General features: G+C 68.6%; 17 protein-coding genes and 1 pseudogene. 14 read left to right on the top strand and 4 right to left on the bottom strand.

Annotation, left to right across the window (positions count from 1 at the left end; translation table 11 throughout):
* Positions 1-159: 159 nt before the first annotated feature.
* The 4 genes and pseudogenes from LPA45_RS28640 to LPA45_RS28625 form a co-directional block, all read left to right on the top strand.
* A pseudogene (locus LPA45_RS28640) lies at positions 160-1,884 on the top strand (ribonucleoside triphosphate reductase); the annotation flags it as partial.
* Complete coding sequence (nrdD, locus tag LPA45_RS28635; RefSeq protein WP_116319437.1) at positions 1,881-2,054, top strand: anaerobic ribonucleoside-triphosphate reductase; 174 nt, start codon at positions 1,881-1,883, stop codon at positions 2,052-2,054. The pseudogene LPA45_RS28640 and the gene nrdD, both read left to right, overlap by 4 nt.
* Positions 2,017-2,796: an anaerobic ribonucleoside-triphosphate reductase activating protein gene (locus LPA45_RS28630; RefSeq protein WP_116319436.1), complete on the top strand. Its 780-nt coding sequence runs from the start codon at positions 2,017-2,019 to the stop codon at positions 2,794-2,796. Before nrdD ends, LPA45_RS28630 begins: the two co-directional genes overlap by 38 nt.
* A gap of 168 nt (positions 2,797-2,964) precedes the next feature.
* The gene (locus LPA45_RS28625) at positions 2,965-4,068 is read left to right on the top strand and encodes a methyl-accepting chemotaxis protein (protein WP_116319435.1); all 1,104 of its coding nucleotides are present in this window, start codon (positions 2,965-2,967) and stop codon (positions 4,066-4,068) included.
* Positions 4,069-4,207: 139 nt separating this feature from the next.
* Here the strand turns inward: LPA45_RS28625 and LPA45_RS28620 are convergent, their stop codons facing one another.
* On the bottom strand, positions 4,208-5,551 hold the full coding sequence (locus LPA45_RS28620; protein ID WP_116319434.1) for an aspartate aminotransferase family protein: 1,344 nt from the start codon (positions 5,549-5,551) through the stop codon (positions 4,208-4,210).
* A gap of 364 nt (positions 5,552-5,915) precedes the next feature.
* Between LPA45_RS28620 and LPA45_RS28615 the strand changes: the two genes are divergently transcribed.
* The 8 genes from LPA45_RS28615 (at position 5,916) to LPA45_RS28580 (ending at position 14,260) form a co-directional block, all read left to right on the top strand.
* Positions 5,916-6,380 (top strand): SRPBCC family protein, encoded by a 465-nt coding sequence (locus LPA45_RS28615; protein WP_116319433.1) that lies wholly within the window; start codon positions 5,916-5,918, stop codon positions 6,378-6,380.
* Entirely contained in the window at positions 6,349-6,708 is a 360-nt protein-coding gene (locus tag LPA45_RS28610) for a helix-turn-helix transcriptional regulator (protein ID WP_116319432.1), read from the top strand. Before LPA45_RS28615 ends, LPA45_RS28610 begins: the two co-directional genes overlap by 32 nt.
* Positions 6,709-6,912: 204 nt before the next feature.
* Positions 6,913-8,130 carry an efflux RND transporter periplasmic adaptor subunit gene (locus tag LPA45_RS28605; RefSeq protein WP_116319431.1) on the top strand — a complete coding sequence of 406 codons (1,218 nt, stop codon included), beginning with the start codon at positions 6,913-6,915 and terminating at the stop codon, positions 8,128-8,130.
* A 37-nt stretch (positions 8,131-8,167) separates the two neighbouring features.
* Positions 8,168-8,860, top strand: coding sequence for an ABC transporter ATP-binding protein (locus LPA45_RS28600; protein WP_116319430.1), 693 nt, complete (start codon positions 8,168-8,170; stop codon positions 8,858-8,860).
* 6 nt (positions 8,861-8,866) lie between these two features.
* Positions 8,867-10,021, top strand: coding sequence for an ABC transporter permease (locus tag LPA45_RS28595; protein WP_116319429.1), 1,155 nt, complete (start codon positions 8,867-8,869; stop codon positions 10,019-10,021).
* A gap of 14 nt (positions 10,022-10,035) precedes the next feature.
* Positions 10,036-11,202 (top strand): ABC transporter permease, encoded by a 1,167-nt coding sequence (locus tag LPA45_RS28590; RefSeq protein WP_317922737.1) that lies wholly within the window; start codon positions 10,036-10,038, stop codon positions 11,200-11,202.
* Between the two features lie 291 nt (positions 11,203-11,493).
* Positions 11,494-12,684 carry a sodium/glutamate symporter gene (gene gltS / locus LPA45_RS28585; protein WP_116319427.1) on the top strand — a complete coding sequence of 397 codons (1,191 nt, stop codon included), beginning with the start codon at positions 11,494-11,496 and terminating at the stop codon, positions 12,682-12,684.
* A 1-nt stretch (position 12,685) separates the two neighbouring features.
* Positions 12,686-14,260 (top strand): TAXI family TRAP transporter solute-binding subunit, encoded by a 1,575-nt coding sequence (locus tag LPA45_RS28580; protein ID WP_116319426.1) that lies wholly within the window; start codon positions 12,686-12,688, stop codon positions 14,258-14,260.
* Positions 14,261-14,300: 40 nt separating this feature from the next.
* On the opposite strand, the gene LPA45_RS28575 is transcribed toward LPA45_RS28580, so the two are convergent.
* Positions 14,301-15,140, bottom strand: coding sequence for a CDP-diacylglycerol diphosphatase (locus LPA45_RS28575; RefSeq protein ID WP_233528116.1), 840 nt, complete (start codon positions 15,138-15,140; stop codon positions 14,301-14,303).
* On the bottom strand, positions 15,128-15,361 hold the full coding sequence (locus LPA45_RS28570; protein WP_116319425.1) for a CDP-diacylglycerol pyrophosphatase: 234 nt from the start codon (positions 15,359-15,361) through the stop codon (positions 15,128-15,130). The genes LPA45_RS28575 and LPA45_RS28570 overlap by 13 nt, the downstream gene beginning before the upstream one ends.
* 139 nt (positions 15,362-15,500) lie before the next feature.
* Between LPA45_RS28570 and LPA45_RS28565 the strand changes: the two genes are divergently transcribed.
* Complete coding sequence (locus tag LPA45_RS28565; RefSeq protein WP_116319424.1) at positions 15,501-15,986, top strand: DM13 domain-containing protein; 486 nt, start codon at positions 15,501-15,503, stop codon at positions 15,984-15,986.
* A 137-nt stretch (positions 15,987-16,123) separates the two neighbouring features.
* Here LPA45_RS28565 and LPA45_RS28560 read toward each other — a convergent pair whose 3' ends face one another.
* A complete protein-coding gene (locus tag LPA45_RS28560; protein ID WP_317922738.1) occupies positions 16,124-17,194 on the bottom strand; it encodes a porin in 1,071 nt (356 codons plus the stop codon).
* Positions 17,195-17,512: 318 nt separating this feature from the next.
* Here LPA45_RS28560 and LPA45_RS28555 point away from each other — a divergent pair, with 318 nt between their 5' ends.
* Positions 17,513-20,110 carry a penicillin-binding protein 1A gene (locus LPA45_RS28555; protein WP_317922739.1) on the top strand — a complete coding sequence of 866 codons (2,598 nt, stop codon included), beginning with the start codon at positions 17,513-17,515 and terminating at the stop codon, positions 20,108-20,110.
* Positions 20,111-20,114 lie beyond the last annotated feature (4 nt).

The following is a 20,114-nucleotide window of genomic DNA, read 5'->3' as shown; positions in this document are numbered from 1 at the left end:
TGCCGGTTGACAGCCATCAACCCGGGCGCAGAACACCCGACTTCGGCAACTCATGACCACTATATGTAGTGCTAATCTGCGCAGCACACACTACATAAAGGGGTAAGCATGCGCGACGCAGTGCAAACCGGCACGCCGACGGCACCGCCTGGCGGGCAGGTCGACGTGGCCAGCGCCATTGAGGAATACCTGGCCCAGCGCGACTGGCGCGTGCGCGCCAACGCCAACCAGGGCTACAGCCTGGGCGGGCTGATCCTGAACGTCGCCGGCAAGGTCACGGCCAACTACTGGCTATCGCATATCTTCAGCCCGGAAGCCGGGCAGGCGCATCGCGACGGCGACCTGCATATCCATGACCTCGACATGCTTTCCGGCTACTGCGCCGGCTGGTCGCTGCGGCAGTTGCTGGCGGAAGGCTTCAACGGGGTGCCGGGCAAGGTCGAGGCGAATCCGCCGAAGCATATGTCGGCCGCTGTCGGCCAGATCGTCAATTTCCTCGGCACGCTGCAGAACGAGTGGGCCGGCGCGCAAGCGTTTTCCAGCTTCGATACCTACATGGCGCCGTTCGTCCGGCACGACCGCATGGACTACCGCGCGGTGCGCCAGGCGATGCAGGAGCTGGTGTTCAACCTGAACGTGCCGAGCCGCTGGGGCACGCAGACGCCGTTCACCAACCTCACCTTCGACTGGACCTGCCCGCAAGACCTGGCCGGCCAGGTGCCGTATATCGCCGGCGTGGAACTGCCGTTCACCTACGGCGAGCTGCAGCCGGAGATGGACATGATCAACCGCGCCTACATCGAGGTGATGATGCAGGGCGATGCGCGCGGGCGCGCCTTTACCTTCCCGATCCCCACCTACAACATCACGCCGGACTTCGACTGGGACCATCCCAACGCCGAGCCGCTGTTCGAAATGACGGCGCGCTACGGGCTGCCCTACTTCCAGAACTTCATCAATTCCGACCTGGAGCCGCACATGGTCCGCTCCATGTGCTGCCGCCTGCAGCTGGACCTGCGCGAACTGCTCAAGCGCGGCAACGGCCTGTTCGGCTCGGCCGAGCAGACCGGCTCGGTCGGCGTGGTCACGGTCAACTGCGCGCGCCTGGGCTACCTGCACCGGGGCGACGAGGCCGGGCTGATGGCGGCACTGGACCGCCTGCTGGCGCTGGGCCGCGACGTGCTGGAAGACAAGCGCCGCGTGGTGCAGCACTACATCGACGCGGGGCTGTATCCCTATACGCGCCGCTATCTCGGCACGCTGCGCAACCACTTCAGCACGCTCGGCGTCAACGGCGTCAACGAGATGATCCGGAATTTTTCCGGTGATGCCGATGACATCACGACGCCGGGCGGTCACGCCATGGCATTGCGGCTGCTCGACCATGTGCGCGCGCGCATCGGCGAATTCCAGGAAGCGACCGGCCATCTCTATAACCTGGAGGCAACCCCGGCCGAAGGCACCACCTACCGCTTCGCGCGCGAGGACCGCAAGCGCTGGCCGGACATCCTGCAGGCCGGCACGGCCGAGCAGCCTTACTACACCAACTCCAGCCAGCTCCCGGCCGGCTACACCGACGACCCGTTCACCGCGCTGTCGATGCAGGAAGCGCTGCAAGGAAAGTACACCGGCGGCACCGTGCTGCACCTGTACATGAACGAAGCCCTCTCCAGCGCGCAGGCTTGCAAGGCGCTGGTCCGGCGCGCGCTGTCACGCTTTCGCGTGCCGTATATCACCGTCACACCCACCTTCTCGATCTGCCCGAAGCACGGTTACCTGAGCGGGCGCCACGAGTTCTGTCCCCGGTGCGATGCCGAACTGCTGGCACGCATCCCAGCCGCGGCCAGCGCGCCGCAAACCCAACCTGAAGAGGAGCTCTCATGAATACCGAATCGCGCCAGCCAGCCACGCCGGCCCTCGATCCCGCCCTGCGTACCCGCTGCGAGGTCTGGACCCGGGTGATGGGCTACCACCGGCCCGTTACGTCCTTCAACACCGGCAAGCAGGGAGAGTTCAATGAGCGGCGTTTCTTCACTGAAAGCGCCTGTCGCTGACGGCCCCTGCCTCCCGGCCCGCGCCACGGTGGCCGTACCCGTGCCCGCGCCGGCGGCCGCCGCGTCATTGCGCGGCGGGCCGGCGCTGGCCGGGCTGGTGCCGTTCTCCAGCGTGGACTGGCCCGGACAGCTGGCGGCGGTGCTGTTTATCGCCGGCTGCCCGTGGCGCTGCGGCTATTGCCACAACGCCCACCTGCAGCGGCGCCATGCGGCCTATGCCTGGCCGTCGGTGCTGGACTGGCTGGCGACCCGCGCCGGGCTGCTCGACGGCGTGGTGTTTTCCGGCGGCGAGCCGCTCAGCGAAGCGCGCCTGCCGGAGCTGGCCAGGGCGGTGCGCGCACTCGGTTTCAGGGTGGGGCTGCATACCGCCGGCATCTATCCGCGCCGGCTCGCCGCGCTGTTGCCGCAACTGGACTGGGTCGGGCTGGACATCAAGGCGGATTCCGCCGGCCACGATGCGCTGGTCGGACGGCCCGGCGGCCTGGCGCGCGTGCAGGCCAGCCTGGCGCTGCTGCTCGGCGCCGGCCTTCCATTCGAATGCCGGACCACGTGGGATCCCGCCTGCCTCAGCGAGCCGCGCTTGCTGGCGCTGGCACGCTCGCTGGCCGCGCAAGGCGTGCGCCGCTATGCCGTGCAGGCCTGCCGGACCGGCACGGCCACGGTGCCTGGCGCATCGTTGAGTGCGCCGGCGCGCGAGGCGCTGGCGTCATGGTTCGAGACGTTCTGCTACCGCGAAGGGTGAGCCGGGCCGCCTGAGCGTGCCGTTGGCGCCAGCCTGCAAATAATTCCCTAAAGCCCCGCCTTCCGGCGTCGATAACCGTAGGTTGAGGCGTCAAGCGTGCGGGCCGGCAAACCGGCACCGCCCCGGCGCCGAAACGGCCGACTTGGAAAGCTGGGGAACGGAGGAGACATGCAGAACCTGGGGATACGGATAAGAATTGGCGCGGCGTTTGGCGCCATGTGGGCATTGGCTGCGGTCGGCATCGCGATCGCACTGCCGCGCATGCAGGGCGCCGGCGACGGCAACGCACGCAACCTGCTGGTGGCGCTTGGCGTGGCTGGATTGGGCGTGGCGGTGGCGGCTACCTGGGCGCTGGCGCGCAGCATCGAGGCGCCGCTGGCCGAAGCGGTCTATATCGCCGAAACGGTGGCCGCCGGCGACCTGAGCCAGGACTTCGAAACCGAGCGCGGCGGCGAGTTCGGCCGGCTGCTGGGCGGGCTGGGCGAGATGGAAGACATGCTCACCGACCTGGTGACGCGCATCAAGGCCGCTACCGATTCCATCGGCGCGGCCTCGCACCAGATCGCCGCCGGCAATACCGACCTGTCGCAGCGCACCGAGGAACAGGCCGCCTCGCTGCAGCAGACCGCTGCCAGCATGGGCGAGCTGACCGCGATGGTGCGCCAGAATACCGAACGCGCACGCGCGGCCAATGGCCTCGCGGAAGCCGCATCCGGCATCGCCGAGCGCGGCGGCGAGGTGGTCGGCAACGTGGTCCAGACCATGTCAGCGATCAGCGCCAGCTCGCGCAAGGTCACCGACATCATCGAAGTGATCGAAGGCATTGCCTTCCAGACCAACATCCTGGCACTGAATGCCGCGGTGGAAGCGGCGCGCGCCGGCGAGCAGGGCCGCGGTTTCGCGGTGGTGGCGGGCGAGGTGCGCACGCTGGCGCAGCGCAGCGCCGCGGCGGCCAAGGAGATCAAGCAGCTGATCGATGCCTCGGTGCAGCAGGTGGACAGCGGCTCGGCGCTGGTGGGACAGGCCGGCGAGACCATGCATGAGATCGTGCAATCGGTCAGCCGCGTCACGGCGCTGCTGGGCGAGATCACCGTGGCGTCGGAGCAGCAGAGCGCGGGGATCGCGCAGGTGAATGAAGCGGTCGCGCAGATGGACAGCGTGACGCAGCAGAACGCGACGCTGGTGGAGCAGGCGGCCAGTGCGTCGAGTGCATTGGCGGGGCAGGCAACGGAACTGCAGCAGGTGGTGGGGGAGTTCAAGCTGGACGCTTGAGCAGGAATTGAGGCGAGTATTCCGGCCCGACGGCACTGCGAATGTTGTCGCCCCTCTCCCGCAAGCGGGAGAGGGGAGCAAGCCGATGGCATGGGATCTGTCTTAAGCTTTCCCACGCAGCCTTTGCCGCGCTACTGCCTTACACCGCCGCGGCCACCCCCGCCGGCAGCACCGTCTGCACCGCCTCGGCAAAGCGCCCCACGATATCGTCGATATCCTGCGCGGTGCAGATAAACGGCGGCGCAAACAACACGTGGTCGCCGCGCACGCCGTCCACCGTGCCACCCATCGGATAGACCAGCAACCCATTCTGCATCGCAGCCGATTTCAGCCGCGCATGCGTCTTCAGCGCGGGATCCAGCGTTGCCTTGCTGTCGCGGTCCGCGACAAACTCCACGCCGACGAACAGCCCCCGCCCGCGCACGTCGCCCAGGTTGGGATGCTCGCCCAGCGCCTCGCGCAGCCGCGCGCGCAGTTGCTCGCCGCGGGCCAGCACATTGGCCAGCAGCTTGTCTTCGGCAATCGTGCGCTGCACCGCCAGCGCCGCCGCGCATGCGGTGGCGTGGCCGATGTAGGTATGGCCGTGCTGGAAGAAGCCGCTGCCGCCGACGATGGCGTCATAGATGCGGCGCGTCGACAGCATTGCCCCGATCGGCTGGTAGCCGGCACCAAGGCCCTTGGCGATGGTGACGATATCCGGCACCACGCCATCCTCTTCGCACGCGAACAGGTAGCCGGTGCGGCCCATGCCGGACATGACTTCGTCCAGGATCAGCAGCACGCCGTACTTGTCGCAAACGGCGCGGATGCGCTTGAGGTAGTCGCCCACCGGCGGCACCGCGCCGGCGGTGGCACCGACCACCGTCTCGGCGACGAACGCGGCGACGGTGTCCGGCCCCAGTTCCAGGATCCTGGCTTCCAGCTCATCCGCCAGCCGCTGTGCGTACTGCGCATCGGTCTCGCCCGCCTGCTGGTCGCGGTAGGCGTAGCACGGTGACACGTGGTGCGCCGGCACCAGCAGCGGCAGGAACGGCTCACGCCGCCAGGCATTGCCGCCGATCGCCAGCGCGCCGAGCGTATTGCCGTGATAGCTCTGGCGACGCGCGATGAAATGGCGGCGGCTCGGCTGGCCCACCTCGACAAAATACTGTCGCGCCAGCTTCAGCGCCGATTCCACGGCCTCGGAGCCGCCGGAGACGAAATACACGTGGTCGAGATCACCCGGCGCGGCTTGCGCCAGCGTTTCGGCAAGCGTCTCCGACACCTCGGTGGTGAAGAACGAGGTATGCGCGTAGGCGATGGTATCGAGCTGCGACTTGATGGCCTCGATCACGCGCGGGTGCGCATGCCCAAGGCACGATACGGCGGCGCCGCCGGAGGCATCGAGGTAGCGCCTGCCTTCGCTGTCGATCAGTTCGATCCCCTCCCCAGCAACGGCGACGGGCAGTTTCTGGCGCGGATTGCGATGGAATACGTGGGTCATGATGGTGTTGAGGTGGCAGTGCCTTGCCGCGCGTCTGGGGGCGCGCGGCGGATGAAGGCGTTTGCCGGACTGGTGGCCAGCATCAAGGCCAACCCCGGCAGGGCGCCTCCGGCACCTGAGCGGCCAGAAGGAATGCCTTCGGCGGGCAGGCATCCGCAGTATGGGCCAGCCCCGGAGCAAATGCAACATTTGCTTCTCAATTGCATAGATAGAAACGGTCGTTTCCCCACGCCCTTGCGACCTCGACCGCTGGAAACGCCGCTGGCCCCGGCAACCAGCAACCATCTGGTTGCCTTTTCCGCCCCGGTCTCCTAACATGCAACCACAACGTTGCATATCAACCCCCTGAAACAGGAGACCGGACATGCCCTCAGAAACCGACCGCATCGAACGCAGCATCCTGATAGAAGCCCCCGTGGCGCGCGTCTGGCACGCGCTGGCCGATGCCGACACCTTCGGCAGCTGGTTCGGTGTCAAGTTTGACGGCGCCACCTTCACACCCGGCCGGCGCGCCGTCGGCAGCATCACCTACCCCGGCTACGAATACCTGAAATTCGACGTTCAGGTGGAACGCGTGGAGCCGGAAAAGCTGCTGTCCTGGCGCTGGCACCCCGCCCCGCTGGAACGCGGGCGCGACTACTCCGACGAACCGAGCACGCTGGTGGAATTCACGCTGCGTGAAGTCGATGGCGGCACCATGCTGACCGTGGTCGAGTCGGGCTTCGACCAGATCCCGCCAGAGCGCCGCATGGAAGCGTTCCGCATCAACGGCGGCGGCTGGGATCAACAGGTGAAGAATGTCCACAAGCACGTCACCGGCACCGCCTGAAGCGCTGGACCTGCAACAGTCCGCCGCGGTCTTTGCCGCGCTGGGCGACGAGACCCGGCTGCGGCTGGTCGCGGCGCTGTGCGCGGGCGGCGCCATGTCGATCGCGCAACTGACCGCCGGCAGCGCCATGACGCGGCAGGCGGTGACCAAGCACCTGCAGGTGCTGTCGCAGGCCGGTCTGGTGCGCGACAGCAAGGCCGGGCGCGAGCGGCTGTGGATGTTCGAGCCGGCGCAGGTCGAGGCGGCGCGGCGCTCGCTGGAGGCGATCGGAAGGCAGTGGGAGTTTGCACTGGGCAAGCTGAAGCTTGCGGTGGAGACGAATCACTAGCTGACAACGCACCGCACCCGCCGGGTTTGCTTCCTCTCCCGCTTCGGGGAGAGGGACCAAACAACGACAGCCCCCACCGCAGCCCGGCTGCCTCACCACAAGCAAGTAATCCCCCGCGCACCCCGCTATACTGGGAAGCCCCCCGCCCCCACCACGGCAACACGCAGGCCGCGATCGCCCAGGCCTGCCGGAGGAAGCGCGCAATTGGCTGACCACGACCTGTCCAGGCTGAAAATCGACCGCAGCGCCACCGCCGCGCCCGGCGCCCACATCCGTCCCCGGCGCAGATGGCTGCGCTATGCGGTCATTGCGCTGATCCTGCTGGCCGTGCTCGGCATTGCCCTCAGGCTCGCCGGCCCGCAGTCGGTGCAGACCACCACCGTCGCCTCGGCCTATCCCACGCAGAATTTCACGCTGCTCAACGCCACCGGCTATGTCGTGCCGCAGCGCAAGGCGGCGGTCGCGTCCAAGGCGCAGGGCCGGCTCGAATGGCTGGGCGTGCTGGAAGGCTCGCACGTGAAGAAGGACGAGGTCATCGCCAGGCTCGAGAGCAAGGACGTGTCCGCTTCCTTCGCCCAGGCGCAGGCCCAGGTGAAAGTGGCACAAGCCAACCTGGCGCTGCAGCAGGCGGAACTGAAGGACGCCGAGGTCAACCTGCGCCGCTCCGAGATCCTGATCGTGCCGAACGCGATTTCGCGCAACCAGTACGATGCCGACGTCGCGCGCTTTAACAAGGCCAGGGCTTCGGTCAGCAGTTCGCAGGCATCGATCGCGTCGGCGCAGGCCAACGCGCGCGCGGCCGAAGTCGCGGTGGAGCAGACAGTCGTGCGCGCGCCGTTCGACGGCGTGGTGCTGGTCAAGCATGCCAACGTCGGCGACAACATCACGCCGTTCTCTGCCGCCGCCGACACCAAGGGCGCGATCGTTACCATTGCCGACATGGAGACGCTGGAAGTGGAAGCCGACGTCGCCGAATCCAATATCGCCAGGATCCGCGCCGGCCAGCCGTGCGAATTGCTGCTCGACGCCCTGCCCGGCGTGCGCCTGGCCGGCCAGGTATCGCGCATCGTGCCGACGGTGGACCGCTCCAAGGCCACGGTGCTGGTCAAGGTGCGCTTCGTCGACCGCGACGCGCGCGTGCTGCCGGACATGAGCGCCAAGATCGCCTTCCTGTCGCGCGCCGCCACGGCGCGCGACCGCCAGCCGATGGTCGCGGTGCAGCCCGCCACCGTGGTCACGCGCGACGGCCGCCAGGTGGTCTATGTGGTCCGTGACGGCAAGGCGCACGAAACCCAGGTCAAGACCGGCGACAAGCTCGGCGAGCTGGTCGCGGTGCAGGGCGTCAAGCCGGGCGACGTGCTGGTGCTGTCGCCCGGCGACAAGCTCGGCGACGGCGACCGCGTCACGCCGGCCAAGCCTTGAAATGACAACATGAAGGTGACCACATGAGGGTGACCACATGAACGCCGCGCCGCTGGTCCGCATCAGCCATGTCGCCAAGTCTTACCGGCGCGGCATGCAGACCGTGCCCGTGCTGACCGATATCTCGCTCGATATCGGCGAAGGCGACTTCGTGGCGCTGATGGGCCCGTCCGGCTCCGGCAAGAGCACGCTGCTGAACCTGATCGCGGGCATCGACCGGCCCGACAGCGGCACGCTGCAGGTGGCCGGGCTCGATATCACGCAGCTGCCCGAAGCCGCGCTGGCGGACTGGCGCGCCGCCAACGTCGGCTTTATCTTCCAGTTCTACAACCTGATGCCGGTACTGACCGCGTTCGAGAACGTGGAACTGCCGCTGATGCTGACCAGCCTGCCGCGCGCGGAACGGCGCGCGCGCGTGGAACTGGTGCTCGACATGGTCAACCTCGCCGACCGCATGAGCCACTACCCGTCCGAGCTGTCGGGCGGGCAGCAGCAGCGCGTGGCGATCGCGCGGGCACTGATCACCGACCCATCGCTGATCGTCGCGGACGAACCCACCGGCGACCTCGACCGCACCTCCGCCGCGGAAATCCTGGCGATGATGCAGCGCCTGAACGCGGAACTCGGCAAGACCATCATCATGGTCACGCACGATGCCCATGCCGCTGCGGCGGCGGGCTCGCTGGTGCACCTGGAGAAGGGCGAGCTGATCCGCGGCGAGGTGGCCTGACCCATCATGTACGCGCTCAAGCTGATCACCCGCAACGCGCTGCGGCACAAGCTGCGCACCGCACTGACCGTGCTGGGGCTGGTGATCGCGGTGCTGGCGTTCGGCCTGCTGCAGACCGTGATCGACGCGTGGTACGCGGGCGCCTCGGCGGCGTCCAGCGCGCGGCTGGTGACGCGCAATGCGATCTCGCTGGTGTTCCCGCTGCCGCTCAGCTATGAGGGACGCATCCGCGGCGTGGACGGCGTGACCATGGTGGCGCGTTCCAACTGGTTCGGCGGCATCTATCGCGACCCCAAGAATTTCTTTGCGCAGTTCGCGGTGTCGGACAACTACCTCGATCTCTATCCGGAATTCATCATCCCCGAGCAACAGCGCGCCGAATACCAGCGCGACCGCAAGGGTGCGCTGGTCGGCCGCCAGCTTGCCGACCAGTTCGGCTTCAAGATCGGCGACGTGATCCCGATCAAGGGCACCATCTACCCCGGCACCTGGGAGTTCGTGGTGCGCGGCATCATGGACGGCCGCGACGAAAGCATCATCACGCGGCAGATGGTGTTCCACTGGGAATACCTGAACGAGACTATCCGCAAGAAGACGCCGCGCCAGGCCGACCAGGTCGGGGTCTACGTGCTGGGCGTGGACAACCCCGACAACACCGCGGCGATCTCGCGCAATGTCGACGCGGTGTTCCGCAACTCGCTGGCGGAGACGCTGACCGAGACCGAGCAGGCCTTCCAGCTCGGCTTCGTCGCCATGTCGAACCAGATCATCGCGGCGATCCGCGTGGTGTCCTACGTGGTGATCGTGATCATCATGGCGGTGATGGCCAATGCCATGGCGATGAGCGCGCGCGAGCGCACCGTCGAGTACGCCACGCTGAAGGCGCTGGGCTTCGGGCCGGGCTTCCTGGCGCTGCTGGTGTTCGGCGAGTCGCTGGCGATCTGCGTGGCCGGCGGCGCGCTCGGCATGCTGGCCACGCCGCCGATGGCTGCGGCCTTCAAGCAGGCGGTGGGCGGCGTGTTCCCGGTGTTCACGGTATCACCGGAAACGATGCGCGCGCAGGCCGCGTGCGCGCTGGCGGTCGGCATCGCCGCCGGCATCGTGCCCGCGGTGCAGGCCGCGCGCGTGCGCATCGTCGAAGGCCTGCGGGCGATCGGCTGACGCGCCCGGCAACCATGGCGATCCCGCTCACCTATATCGCGCGCAACCTGTGGGCCCGGCGCCTGACCACCGCGCTGACCGCGGGCGGGCTGGCGCTGGTGGTCTTTGTCTTCGCCACCATGCTGATGCTGGATGCAGGCCTGAAGAAGACACTGGTCACCACCGGCGAGCACGACAACGTGGTGGTGATCCGCAAGGGCGCCGAAACCGAGATCCAGAGCGCCGTCGACCGCGGCCAGGCCGGCATCCTGGAAATGCACCCGGCGGTGGCCATGACCGGCGCCGGCCAGCCGATGGCTTCGCGCGAGGCCGTGGTGCTGATCTCGCTGACCAAGTCGAGCACCGGCCAGCCCTCCAACGTGGTGATCCGCGGCATCTCGCCGCTGGGCATGGAACTGCGCCCGCAGGTCAGGCTCGTGGCGGGACGCATGTTCCGCCCGGGATCGGCCGAGATCATCGTCGGCAGCAGCATTGCCGGCGGCTTTGCCGGCGTGCAGATCGGCCAGCAGTTGCGCTTTGCCCAGCGCGAATGGACCGTGGTGGGCCACTTTGACGCCGGCGGCAGCGGCTTCGACTCGGAGACCTGGGGCGACGTCGACCAGCTGATGCAGTCGTTCCGGCGCAATGCGTATTCGTCGATGGTGGTACGGCTGGCCAACCCCACGCTGTTCGAGCGCTTCCGCGCCGATATCGACGTAGACCCGCGCCTGGCCGACGAGGCCAAGCGCGAGCAGGTCTTCTACAGCGACCAGTCCAAGGCGCTGTCGAGCTTTATCAATATCCTGGGCTTTACGCTGTCCACCATCTTTTCGGTCGCGGCGATGATCGGCGCCATGATCACCATGTACGCCTCGGTGGCGAATCGCGTGTCGGAGATCGGCACGCTGCGCGCACTGGGGTTCAAGCGCGCCAATGTGCTGGTGGCCTTCCTGATCGAGGCGGCACTGCTGGGCCTGGTGGGCGGCCTGGCCGGACTGGCCTTTGCGGCGCTGATGCAGTTCGCGTCATTCTCGACCACCAATTTCCAGACGTTTGCCGACTTGTCGTTCCGCTTCATCCTGACGCCCGGGATCGCGCTGCAGACGCTGGCGTTCGCAATGGCGATGGGACTGGTGGGCGGCTTCCTGCCAGCGGTGCGCGCGGCAAGGATGAATATCGTGGACGCGTTGCGGGCGCATTGAACGCGTGCGTTGCCGGCTGTTTGTTCCAATCTCCCGCTTGCGGGAGAGGGGCCGGGGGAGAGGGCCGGTGCCTCCACGAAAGTCATGCTTATAAAAGCCATAGAGCCCGCCTGTCGTGGCCCGACACCGTCGCGTTCGCTGCCGGCTTCCGATCCTTTCCTTGCCTTCTCCCCACTGTCCGTCTACAACCCGTAGTGATGCATGCTACGCGCCAGGCCTCGCTGGCGGCCAGTGCACAACCGGCACGGCCAGCGGCGCCCCACCGCAGGACTTACCGCCAGGACGCCCCCGATGAATCTCGACCTGCTGGCTTCATTGCTGACTGCCGTGGTGGTGCTGCTGATCGGCACCCTGGTCAACCGGAGCGTGGGCATCCTGTCGCGCTACAACATCCCCGACCCCGTCACCGGCGGCCTGCTGTTCGCCATCGTCGCGTCGGTGGCCGCGGCGGGCGCGAATTTCCGCGTGGTCATCGATCCCGGCATGAAGCCGGTACTGCTGCTGATGTTCTTCGGCGGCGTGGGGCTTGGCGCCGACCTGCGCATGCTCAAGCGCGGCGGCAAGGCGCTGGTGATCTTTATCATCATCCTGCTGCCCTATATCCTGGTGCAGAACGTGGTCGGGGTGGCCATGGCCAGGACGCTCGACCTGCACCCGATCTTCGGGCTGGTGAGCGGCTCCATCACGCTGGTGGGCGGCCACGGCACGGGGGCCGCGTACGCCGAGCGCTTCGCCGAGGTCAACAACCTGCAGGCGGTCATGGACCTGTCGATGACGGTGGCGACCATCGGCCTGGTCGTCGGCGGCATCATCGGCGGCCCGGTGGCGCAGTACCTGATCTCGCGCTACAAGCTGCGCTCGACCTCGCGCGAGGCCGGCGACACCGAGGAAGAAGCCGCCGCCGCATCGCCGATCACCACGGTCGGCGCGCTCGCGGCGCTGGCCGGCATGCTGGCCGCGGTGATCGGCGGCCGCTGGATCGCGGCGCAGATGCCGGCCGGTCCGATCACCATCCCCGGGTTCCTGTGGTGCATGATGCTCGGCATCGCAATCCGCAACCTGCTGCCGTTCATCGGCCTGCGCTTCGACGACCGCGCCACCGACCTGATCACCAACGTCTGCCTGTCGCTGTTCCTGGTGATGACCATGATGGCGCTGGACCTCGCCGAGGTGGCGCTGTCGGCCGGCCCGTTCCTGCTGATCATCGCCATGCAGGTGGTATTCATCATCCTGTACGTGGTGTTCGTCTGCTTCCGCTTCATGGGCCGCGACTACGAGGCGGCGGTCACCTCGGCCGCGTTCATCGGCTTCAACATGGGTTCCACGGCGACCGCCATGGCCAATATGCGCGCGATCACGGCGCGCTACGGGCCGGCACCCACCAGCTACCTGATCACGCCGCTGGCCGGCGCGTTCTTTGTCGATCTGATGAACGCGTTCGTGCTGACCCTGCTGCTGGCCTTGCCGTTGATCGGAGGCTGACATGCGCCGCGCCTGCCTTGCCCTCTTCTTCGCGCTGCTGGCCAGCCTCTGGCTGGCCGGTTGCGGTGGCGGCCCGAACGCCGACGGCATCCGCGCCAACCTCAACGAGCGCCTGGCGCAGGCGCTGCCGCCGGGCACCGTGCAGCTGGCCGGCATCGACCGTCGCGGCTCGCAGTCCGATACCAAGGCACCCACCGGCGAGACCCGGCGCGTGGTGTACTTCGACGCGGAACTGAAGCTGCTGCGCGACTATGACTTCGGCGCGTGGGATTCTCCCGGCGTGGCCGGGCTGATCTCGGCGCTGGGCGCCGGACCGCGTGGCATCACCGGCATCACCAGCGGCGGCAACAAGGCCGGCGACATCCTGCGCGCGCACGGCACCGCGCTGTACCGGCGCGACGGCGAGCGCTGGGTCAGCGTGCAGTCCGCCGGCTATCGGCCGGCGGAGGCGCCCGCCGTGGCCACCAACGCGCCCACCGGCCCCGCGGCCATCCTGGACGCCATGCGCAAGGTGGTCGAGGCGGTCCAGAAGGACGCCTCGCCGGCGCAGCGTGCCGTGATCGAGCAGGAACTGACCACCGCGCACGCCAATATCCGCGCCCGGCTGGCCCGCATCGACGAGGGCTACGCCATTGCCGCCGGCGCCGAGCACGGCCAGTACCTGCGTTTCGTGCGCGCACTGGTGGACGGCGCGCGCGTGCGCGCCATCCCGCTGGTGACGCGCGGCGGCGACGAGAACCTGCGCCTGCTGCGCAGCGGCAAGGTCTCGGCGGCGATGGCGCAGGGCGATGCCGCGCTGGAAGCGTACGAGGGCAAGGGCGCCTTTGCCGAGGATGGGCCGCACGCGTCACTGCGCGCCATCGGCAGCCTGTACCCGGAACCGGTGCATGTGCTGGTGCGCGACGGCGACCCGGCGCGCTCGGTGTCCGACCTGCGCGGCAAGCGCATCGCGGTGGGCGAACGCGGCGCGGCGTCGCGCGGCACGGTGCTGCGCGTGCTGGCCGCGCACGGGCTGACCGAGAAGGATTTCAAGGCCGAGGAAGTGGGCCTGGGCGCGGCGCTGGTGGCGTTGCGCCAGAACCAGGTGGATGCCGTGATGCAGGTGATCGGCGTGCCGTCCGACAGCATCCGCGATGCGTTGAGCGAACTGCCGTTGCGGCTGCTGCCGCTGGACGAGCGCGCGATCGTGGCGATGGTCGGGCAGAAGGCGGGGTATTTCCGCGCCAGTATTGCGCCCGGCACCTATCCGGGCCTGCGAGAGCCGGTGCGCACCATCGCCACCGCGGCGATTCTGGTGACCGGCCCTGACCTGTCGGATACCGAGGTGGCAGACCTGACGCGGCTGGTGTACCGGCATGGCCGCGACTTTGTCGCGCGCGGCAGCGCCCAGGGCGGACAGATCAACGTGGCGACTGCGCGCGAAGGGCTGATGATCCCGCAGCACCTGGCGGCGGCCAAGGTGCTGGACGGGCTGGCGGCGGGCACGGCGGCCAAGCCGGGGCAGCGCCCCGCCGCGCCATCCACACCGGCGCCGGCGTCGGCAGCCGCCACCGCCTCCGCGCCCGCCGCCCGCTAGCCGGGAAGATGGCTGGCCGCTTCGCGCCGCCACATCGGCCCTACCCCGCCGCCGGCAACTCCGCCGCCAGCCGGCAACGCCGGTCCAGGAAATCACTCGCATGGCCGTTGCTGCCGGCCGCGGCATGGACTGGCTGGTCCACCAGGAAGAAACCGGCGCGGCCCTGCCGGTCTTGCCCGTAGGTGAGGAAGATGCCGCGGTCGGGCGGCGGCGCCGCGCTGCCACTGGCAGCCGGATCGTCGGCCTTGCCCCCGACCAGGGCAAACGGGTCGGCCGACAGCACCGGCGCGGCGGCCGGGATAAACCTGGCCCGCACCGGCTTGCCGTCGAATCGCAGCGAAGTCCACTCCGTGCCGATCGGCCCGTTCGCGCCATTGACGAAGGCGCGCGCCGCGGCGCTGATGCAGTCGAGATGGATATGGAGCTGGTCCTGGCTGCGCGAGGCAAGGGAATTGACCGCCAGCCCCAGCATGTCGTCAGGCACCGGCTTGCCCAGCGACTGTCCCACGATGCCGCGCTCGGCCCAGCCGTAGGCCCAGGCGTTGGCACCGCTGCCATCCCACGCCCTGCGGTCCTCCACCCCCTTCACCGGCCGAGCCGGGATCACCAGGTAGTGCGACGCGCCGATCGCGTCCTTGTACAGCACCAGCCCGCGCGTGCGGTCGACGCTGGCGCAATCGGCATGTTGCGGCTGCGGCGGCGCCAGGCAGCGTTGCTGCACGTTGCGCCACAGGCCGTCGCGCCCGCCGGACAAGACGCCGACCACGTTTTCGGCGGTGCAGCCCGCCAGCATCAATGCCGCCGCCAGCGGCAGCGCGCCGCGCCGGCGTGCCGGGCGTGCCGTTATCGCCGGCAACAGCGCCTGCATCAACGCCGGCATGGAATGCCGTAGTACGTCCCCACCCGCGGGTTGGACACGATGTAGGCGTGGCGCTGGGCCCAGAACTGGGCGTCGCGAAAGACCTCGGCCTCGCGTTCGCTCCAGGGCGTGGCCAGCAGGGGCAGGGCTTCGCCGTCGGTGGTCGGGTAGACCTGGGCCTGGTAGCGGGCCGTCTGCAGCGCGCCCGTACGGATGGTACGGATCGTGACGTGGAGTGTCATAGGCAGCTTCTCGTCATGAGGACGTCAAATCATAACCACATTCCTGTGTTGCTTTGATGACTGTGTCTGAAACCTGCTGTCAGGAGGCTGCCGCAGCCACGACCAACCCATGTCCCCCCGCCAGAAACCGGAGCCAGACATGACGGCCACGTCTCCCCGCAAGATCGCCATCCTCGTGCTGACCCACCTCGCCATGCTGGCGACCGGCTTTGCCGCCGGGATCTATGTGCTGCCGATCCTGACCGAGCAGGCTGGCGCAAGCACCGGGCAAGTGCAGGCGGTATCGCAACAGGCGGCCTTTTCCGGCACGTTCCGCAAGGAGCTGGCCGGCAGCGACGCGTTCCACTGGGCCAGCGGGCAGCTGCATGTGTCGGCCAGGGCCATCGCCTTCGAGGGAAGCGTGGCGCCGGGCCCGGACTACCGGATCTATCTGGTACCCGAGTTCGTCGACACCAAGGCGGATTTTCTCAAACTCAAGGACCGCGCGGTGCAGGTTGCGCCGTTGAAGACGTTCGGCAACTTCGCCGTGGCGCTGCCGGATGGCGTCGATCCCGGCCAGCACCGGGCGGTGGTGATCTGGTGCGAGCGGTTCGGGCAGTTCATCAGTGCCGCGGCCTACCGGTAGGCCGCGCAAGAAAAAAGGGCCGATCGAGGAACCGGCCCAACGAACCCCGCAAAGGCAAGGTGTCGATATGAACATCACGCGTCCGCCCGTGCGCGCCGCCGGTGCGCCATCGCCGGGCGGGTATCAGGCGGCTGGGATCAGAAGCGGTGGCGCATGCCGATGGTGGCGCCGGTCTGGTTCTCGCCCGCGACCACGGTGCCCACGCCGTTCAGGCCCAGCGCCGAGCCGCTCTTGTTCTTGGCGTAGCCCACGTTCAGGTACACGTCGGTGCGCTTGGACAGCGAATAGTCGGCGGACAGCACGAACATCCACGGATCGGCATCGCTGTTGCGGGTGTCGTTGTAATAGGCGGCACCAGTCACCAGGAAGGCGGGCGTAAAGCGGTACTGCGCGCCGGCCCAGTAGACGTTGGTGCGGGTCGCGGCCGCGGTGGCGCTGGACACGCCGTCGTCCTTCAGCCAGCGGGAGCCGGCGAAGACCTTGGCATCGCCGAAAGCGTAGGCAGTGCCCACCGCGGCGCGCTTGGCGCTGCGGTCCTGCAGCGCCACGGTGGCGCCCTGGTACTGGTCGTAGGCGGCGCCGACCGAGAAGCCGCCCGTGGCATACGACAGTCCACCGCCGAAGTTGCGCGCGACCTTGGGTTCGCCCGGCACTTCGCCGTTGTTGTCGCGGCCGAAGCTGTAGAAGCCGGTGGCGGTCAGGCCGCCGAACTTGCCGGTGTACTTGATGGCGTTGTCGGCGCGGCCGTTGAAGGCCGAGTCGACGCTGTTGAGCGAGTAGCGCGGACCCACGCCCATCGGGTCGAAGGCGCCGAACAGGTCGTACAGCGCGTTCTGCTGGCGGCCCAGCGTGACGGCGCCAAAGCCGCCCTGCAGGCCCACGTACGCCTGGCGGCCGAACAGGCGGTTGCCCTGGCCCGAGATGCCGGTATCGATATCGAAACCGCTTTCCAGCACGAAGATGCCCTTCAGGCCGCCGCCCAGGTCTTCGGTGCCGCGCACGCCCCAGCGCGAGCCGGACAGGTTGCCCGAGTTCAGGCGGGTGGTCGTGCCCTGGGCACCGTTGGTGCCGGGCACGTGGCTGATGACTTCGAGGCCGGCATCGGCGATGCCGTACAGCGTTACGTTCGATGCGGACTGGGCCGAGGCCACCCCGGATACCGCCGTAGCGGCCACTGCTGCCGTCATTGCAAGGAGAGCTTTCTTCACTGTGATTTCTCTGTTTTATGGTGATCCATGACACCGCGCCGGTCCGACCGGGGCCGGCGGCCACCCGCGCCTGAGCCGGCTGGCCGCGCCATAGCCCTGGCGGCGGCGCACGTCCGCACATGTGCGGCCGGCGCATTGTGCTGGCGCAATATGAAAGCCTTGTGACGAATAGTACGCAGCACAATGTGCCGAATAGCACCCGCATGGGGGTTTTCCCTGTAAGCAACGGGATCGTTTTGGTAGGATGCATGCTTTTCCGACGACGGTAATGCCAGTGCCCCGTGCCGCCATGCGCCTTTGCCTCGGCAGCTTCGCCTCATGAAGCTGGCAGAGATCAAGACCCGGCTTGCCTCGCTGCAGGCTCCGCTCCCCGCCTCGATCCAGCAACGCCTGTCGGGCCTGCGCGCGCGCAGCGCGCGCCTCGGCCTGACCCGCCCCGGCTCGCTGCGGCCCACGCGCCGCGGCGTGCTCGTGGGCATGGCCGCCGTGCCGACGGCCTTGCTGCTGTACGTGCTGGTGCTGGTGCCGTTTACGCCGGGCATCAGCGACATCCGCAAGGCCAAGTCCGAGCAGCCGGCGCAGGTGCTCTCGGCCGACGGCAAGGAACTGGCGGTCTTCAAGTGGGCCAACCGCGACTGGGTGCCGCTGAAGCAGATCTCGCCCAACGTGGTGGCGGCGCTGATCTCGACCGAAGACCACCGCTTCTATGAGCACCACGGGCTGGACTGGCGCCGCCTCGCCTCGGCCGCGGTGCATACCTTCACGGGTGACCGCCAGGGCGGCTCGACCATCACCCAGCAGCTGGCGCGCAACCTCTATCCGGACGAGATCGGCCGCGCGCCCACGCTGACGCGCAAGCTCAAGGAAGCGATCACCGCGTTCAAGATCGAGGCGCTGTACACCAAGGACGAGATCCTCGAGACCTACCTGAACACGGTGCCGTTCCTGTACAACGCGTTCGGCATCGAAATGGCCGCGCGCACGTACTTCGACAAGCCGGCGCGCTCGCTCGACGTGCTGCAGAGCGCGACGCTGATCGGCATGCTCAAGGGCAACAGCTACTACAACCCGGTGCTGAACCCCGAGCGCGCGCTGGACCGGCGCAATATCGTGCTGGGGCAGATGGTCAAGCGCGGCAAGCTCGACGCGGCCCGCTACGAGCAGCTCAAACGCCGTCCGCTGCGCATCGACTTCGAGCGCCAGACCGAGCCGCCAGGCCCCGCGCCGCATTTCGCGCAGCAGCTGCGCAAGTGGCTGATCGGCTGGGCCGACCGCAACGGCTACGACATCTACGCCGACGGCCTGGTGGTGCGCACCACCATCGACGCGCGCCTGCAGGCCATGGCCACGCAGGCGGTGGCGCAGCAGGGCAACCGCCTGCAGGCGATCGCCAATGCCGCCTGGGCGCCGCGCGCGGGCTGGGCCGCGGACCGCGCGCTGGTGCAGGCCTTCGTGCGCGAGTCGCCGGAATACCGTGCCGCCACCGCAGCCGGCACGCCGCCGGAAGACGCAATGAAGCAGCTGCTGGCAAACGGCACCTTCATGCGCGCGCTGCACCAGCAGAAGACGCGCATCCAGGCCGGCTTCCTCGCCATCGATCCGCGCAGCGGCGAGATCCGCGCCTGGGTCGGCAGCCGCGACTACACGCAGGACGCCTTCGACCACGTGCAGCAGGCGCGCCGCCAGCCGGGCTCGACCTTCAAGCCCTTCGTCTACGGCGCGGCGTTCGAGGAAGGCAAGTCGCCCGACGACACGCTGATGGACCAGCCGGTCGAGATCGAGCTGGCCGGCGGCGAGATCTGGCGCCCGACCGACGAAGGCCGCCCCACCGGTCGCGCGATGAGCCTGCGCGACGGCCTGGTCTACTCGCGCAACACCATCACCGCGCAGCTGATGCAGCAGGTAGGCCCGGCGCGCGTGGCGCGGCTGGCGCGCGAGATGGGCGTGCGCGAAAGCCGGCTCGACGAGGTGCCGTCGCTGGCGCTGGGCACCAGCCCGGTCACGCTCAAGGAAATGGTGGCCGCCTATGGCACCATCGCCAACGCCGGCAACTACATCGCGCCCACCATGGTCACGCGCATCGAAGACCGCAACGGCAATGTGCTGCAGGTGTTCCGCCCGGCGCGCGCCGAACACGCCCTGCCCCATGCCACCACGCAGACCCTGCTCGACGTGATGCGCGACGTGATCGACCGCGGCACCGGTGCCGGCATCCGCTCGCGCTTCGGCATCCGCGCCGACGTGGCCGGCAAGACCGGCACCACGCAGGACAACGCCGACGGCTGGTTCATCATGATGCACCCGGAGCTGGTTGCCGGCGCCTGGGTCGGCTTCAACGACAGCCGCGTCACGCTGCGCAGCGACTACTGGGGCCAGGGCGCGCACAGCGCGCTGCCGATGGTCGGCGACTTCTACCAGCGCGCGCTGCGCGGCCGCGTCATCGACGGCCGCGCTCGCTTTGCCGAGTATGAGGAAACCAACGTGTTCGCCTCGCTCGGCAATCAGGTGCGCGGCTGGTGGACCCAGCTGTTCAGCCGCGACAAGGCCAACGACGCCACCGCGCCGCGCCCGGCGCCGCGCCGTCCGGCCCTGCCGGCGCCTGAGGCGGATATGACGCCGCCGGCGAGCGCGCCGATGGCGTCGGCGTCCGCGCCGGTGAGCGGTGGTGGCAGTGGCGGAGAGGAGTCCAGCCTGGCGCTGGATCAGGGGGAAACGGTGATGGCGGTGCCGCCGCAGGACCCGGCGACGGCGAGCGCACCCACCGCGCCGGCAGCGCCGTCTGGCCAACCCGCGCCCGCGGCACCGGCCAGCCCCGCCGCTGCTGGCCTCCCACCACCGCCGCCCACAACGGCTCCTGCCGCGCCCATCTATCCGGTCGCGCCGACCACGATCTCGCCGGGTAGTGGCAATAACTGAAGCC

It is taken from the genome of Cupriavidus sp. Agwp_2, from assembly GCF_040784895.1.
Taxonomy (GTDB): Bacteria; Pseudomonadota; Gammaproteobacteria; order Burkholderiales; family Burkholderiaceae; genus Cupriavidus.
The sequence above is the reverse complement of the archived record's forward strand: the minus strand, read 5'-3'. Positions and strand labels throughout refer to the sequence as shown.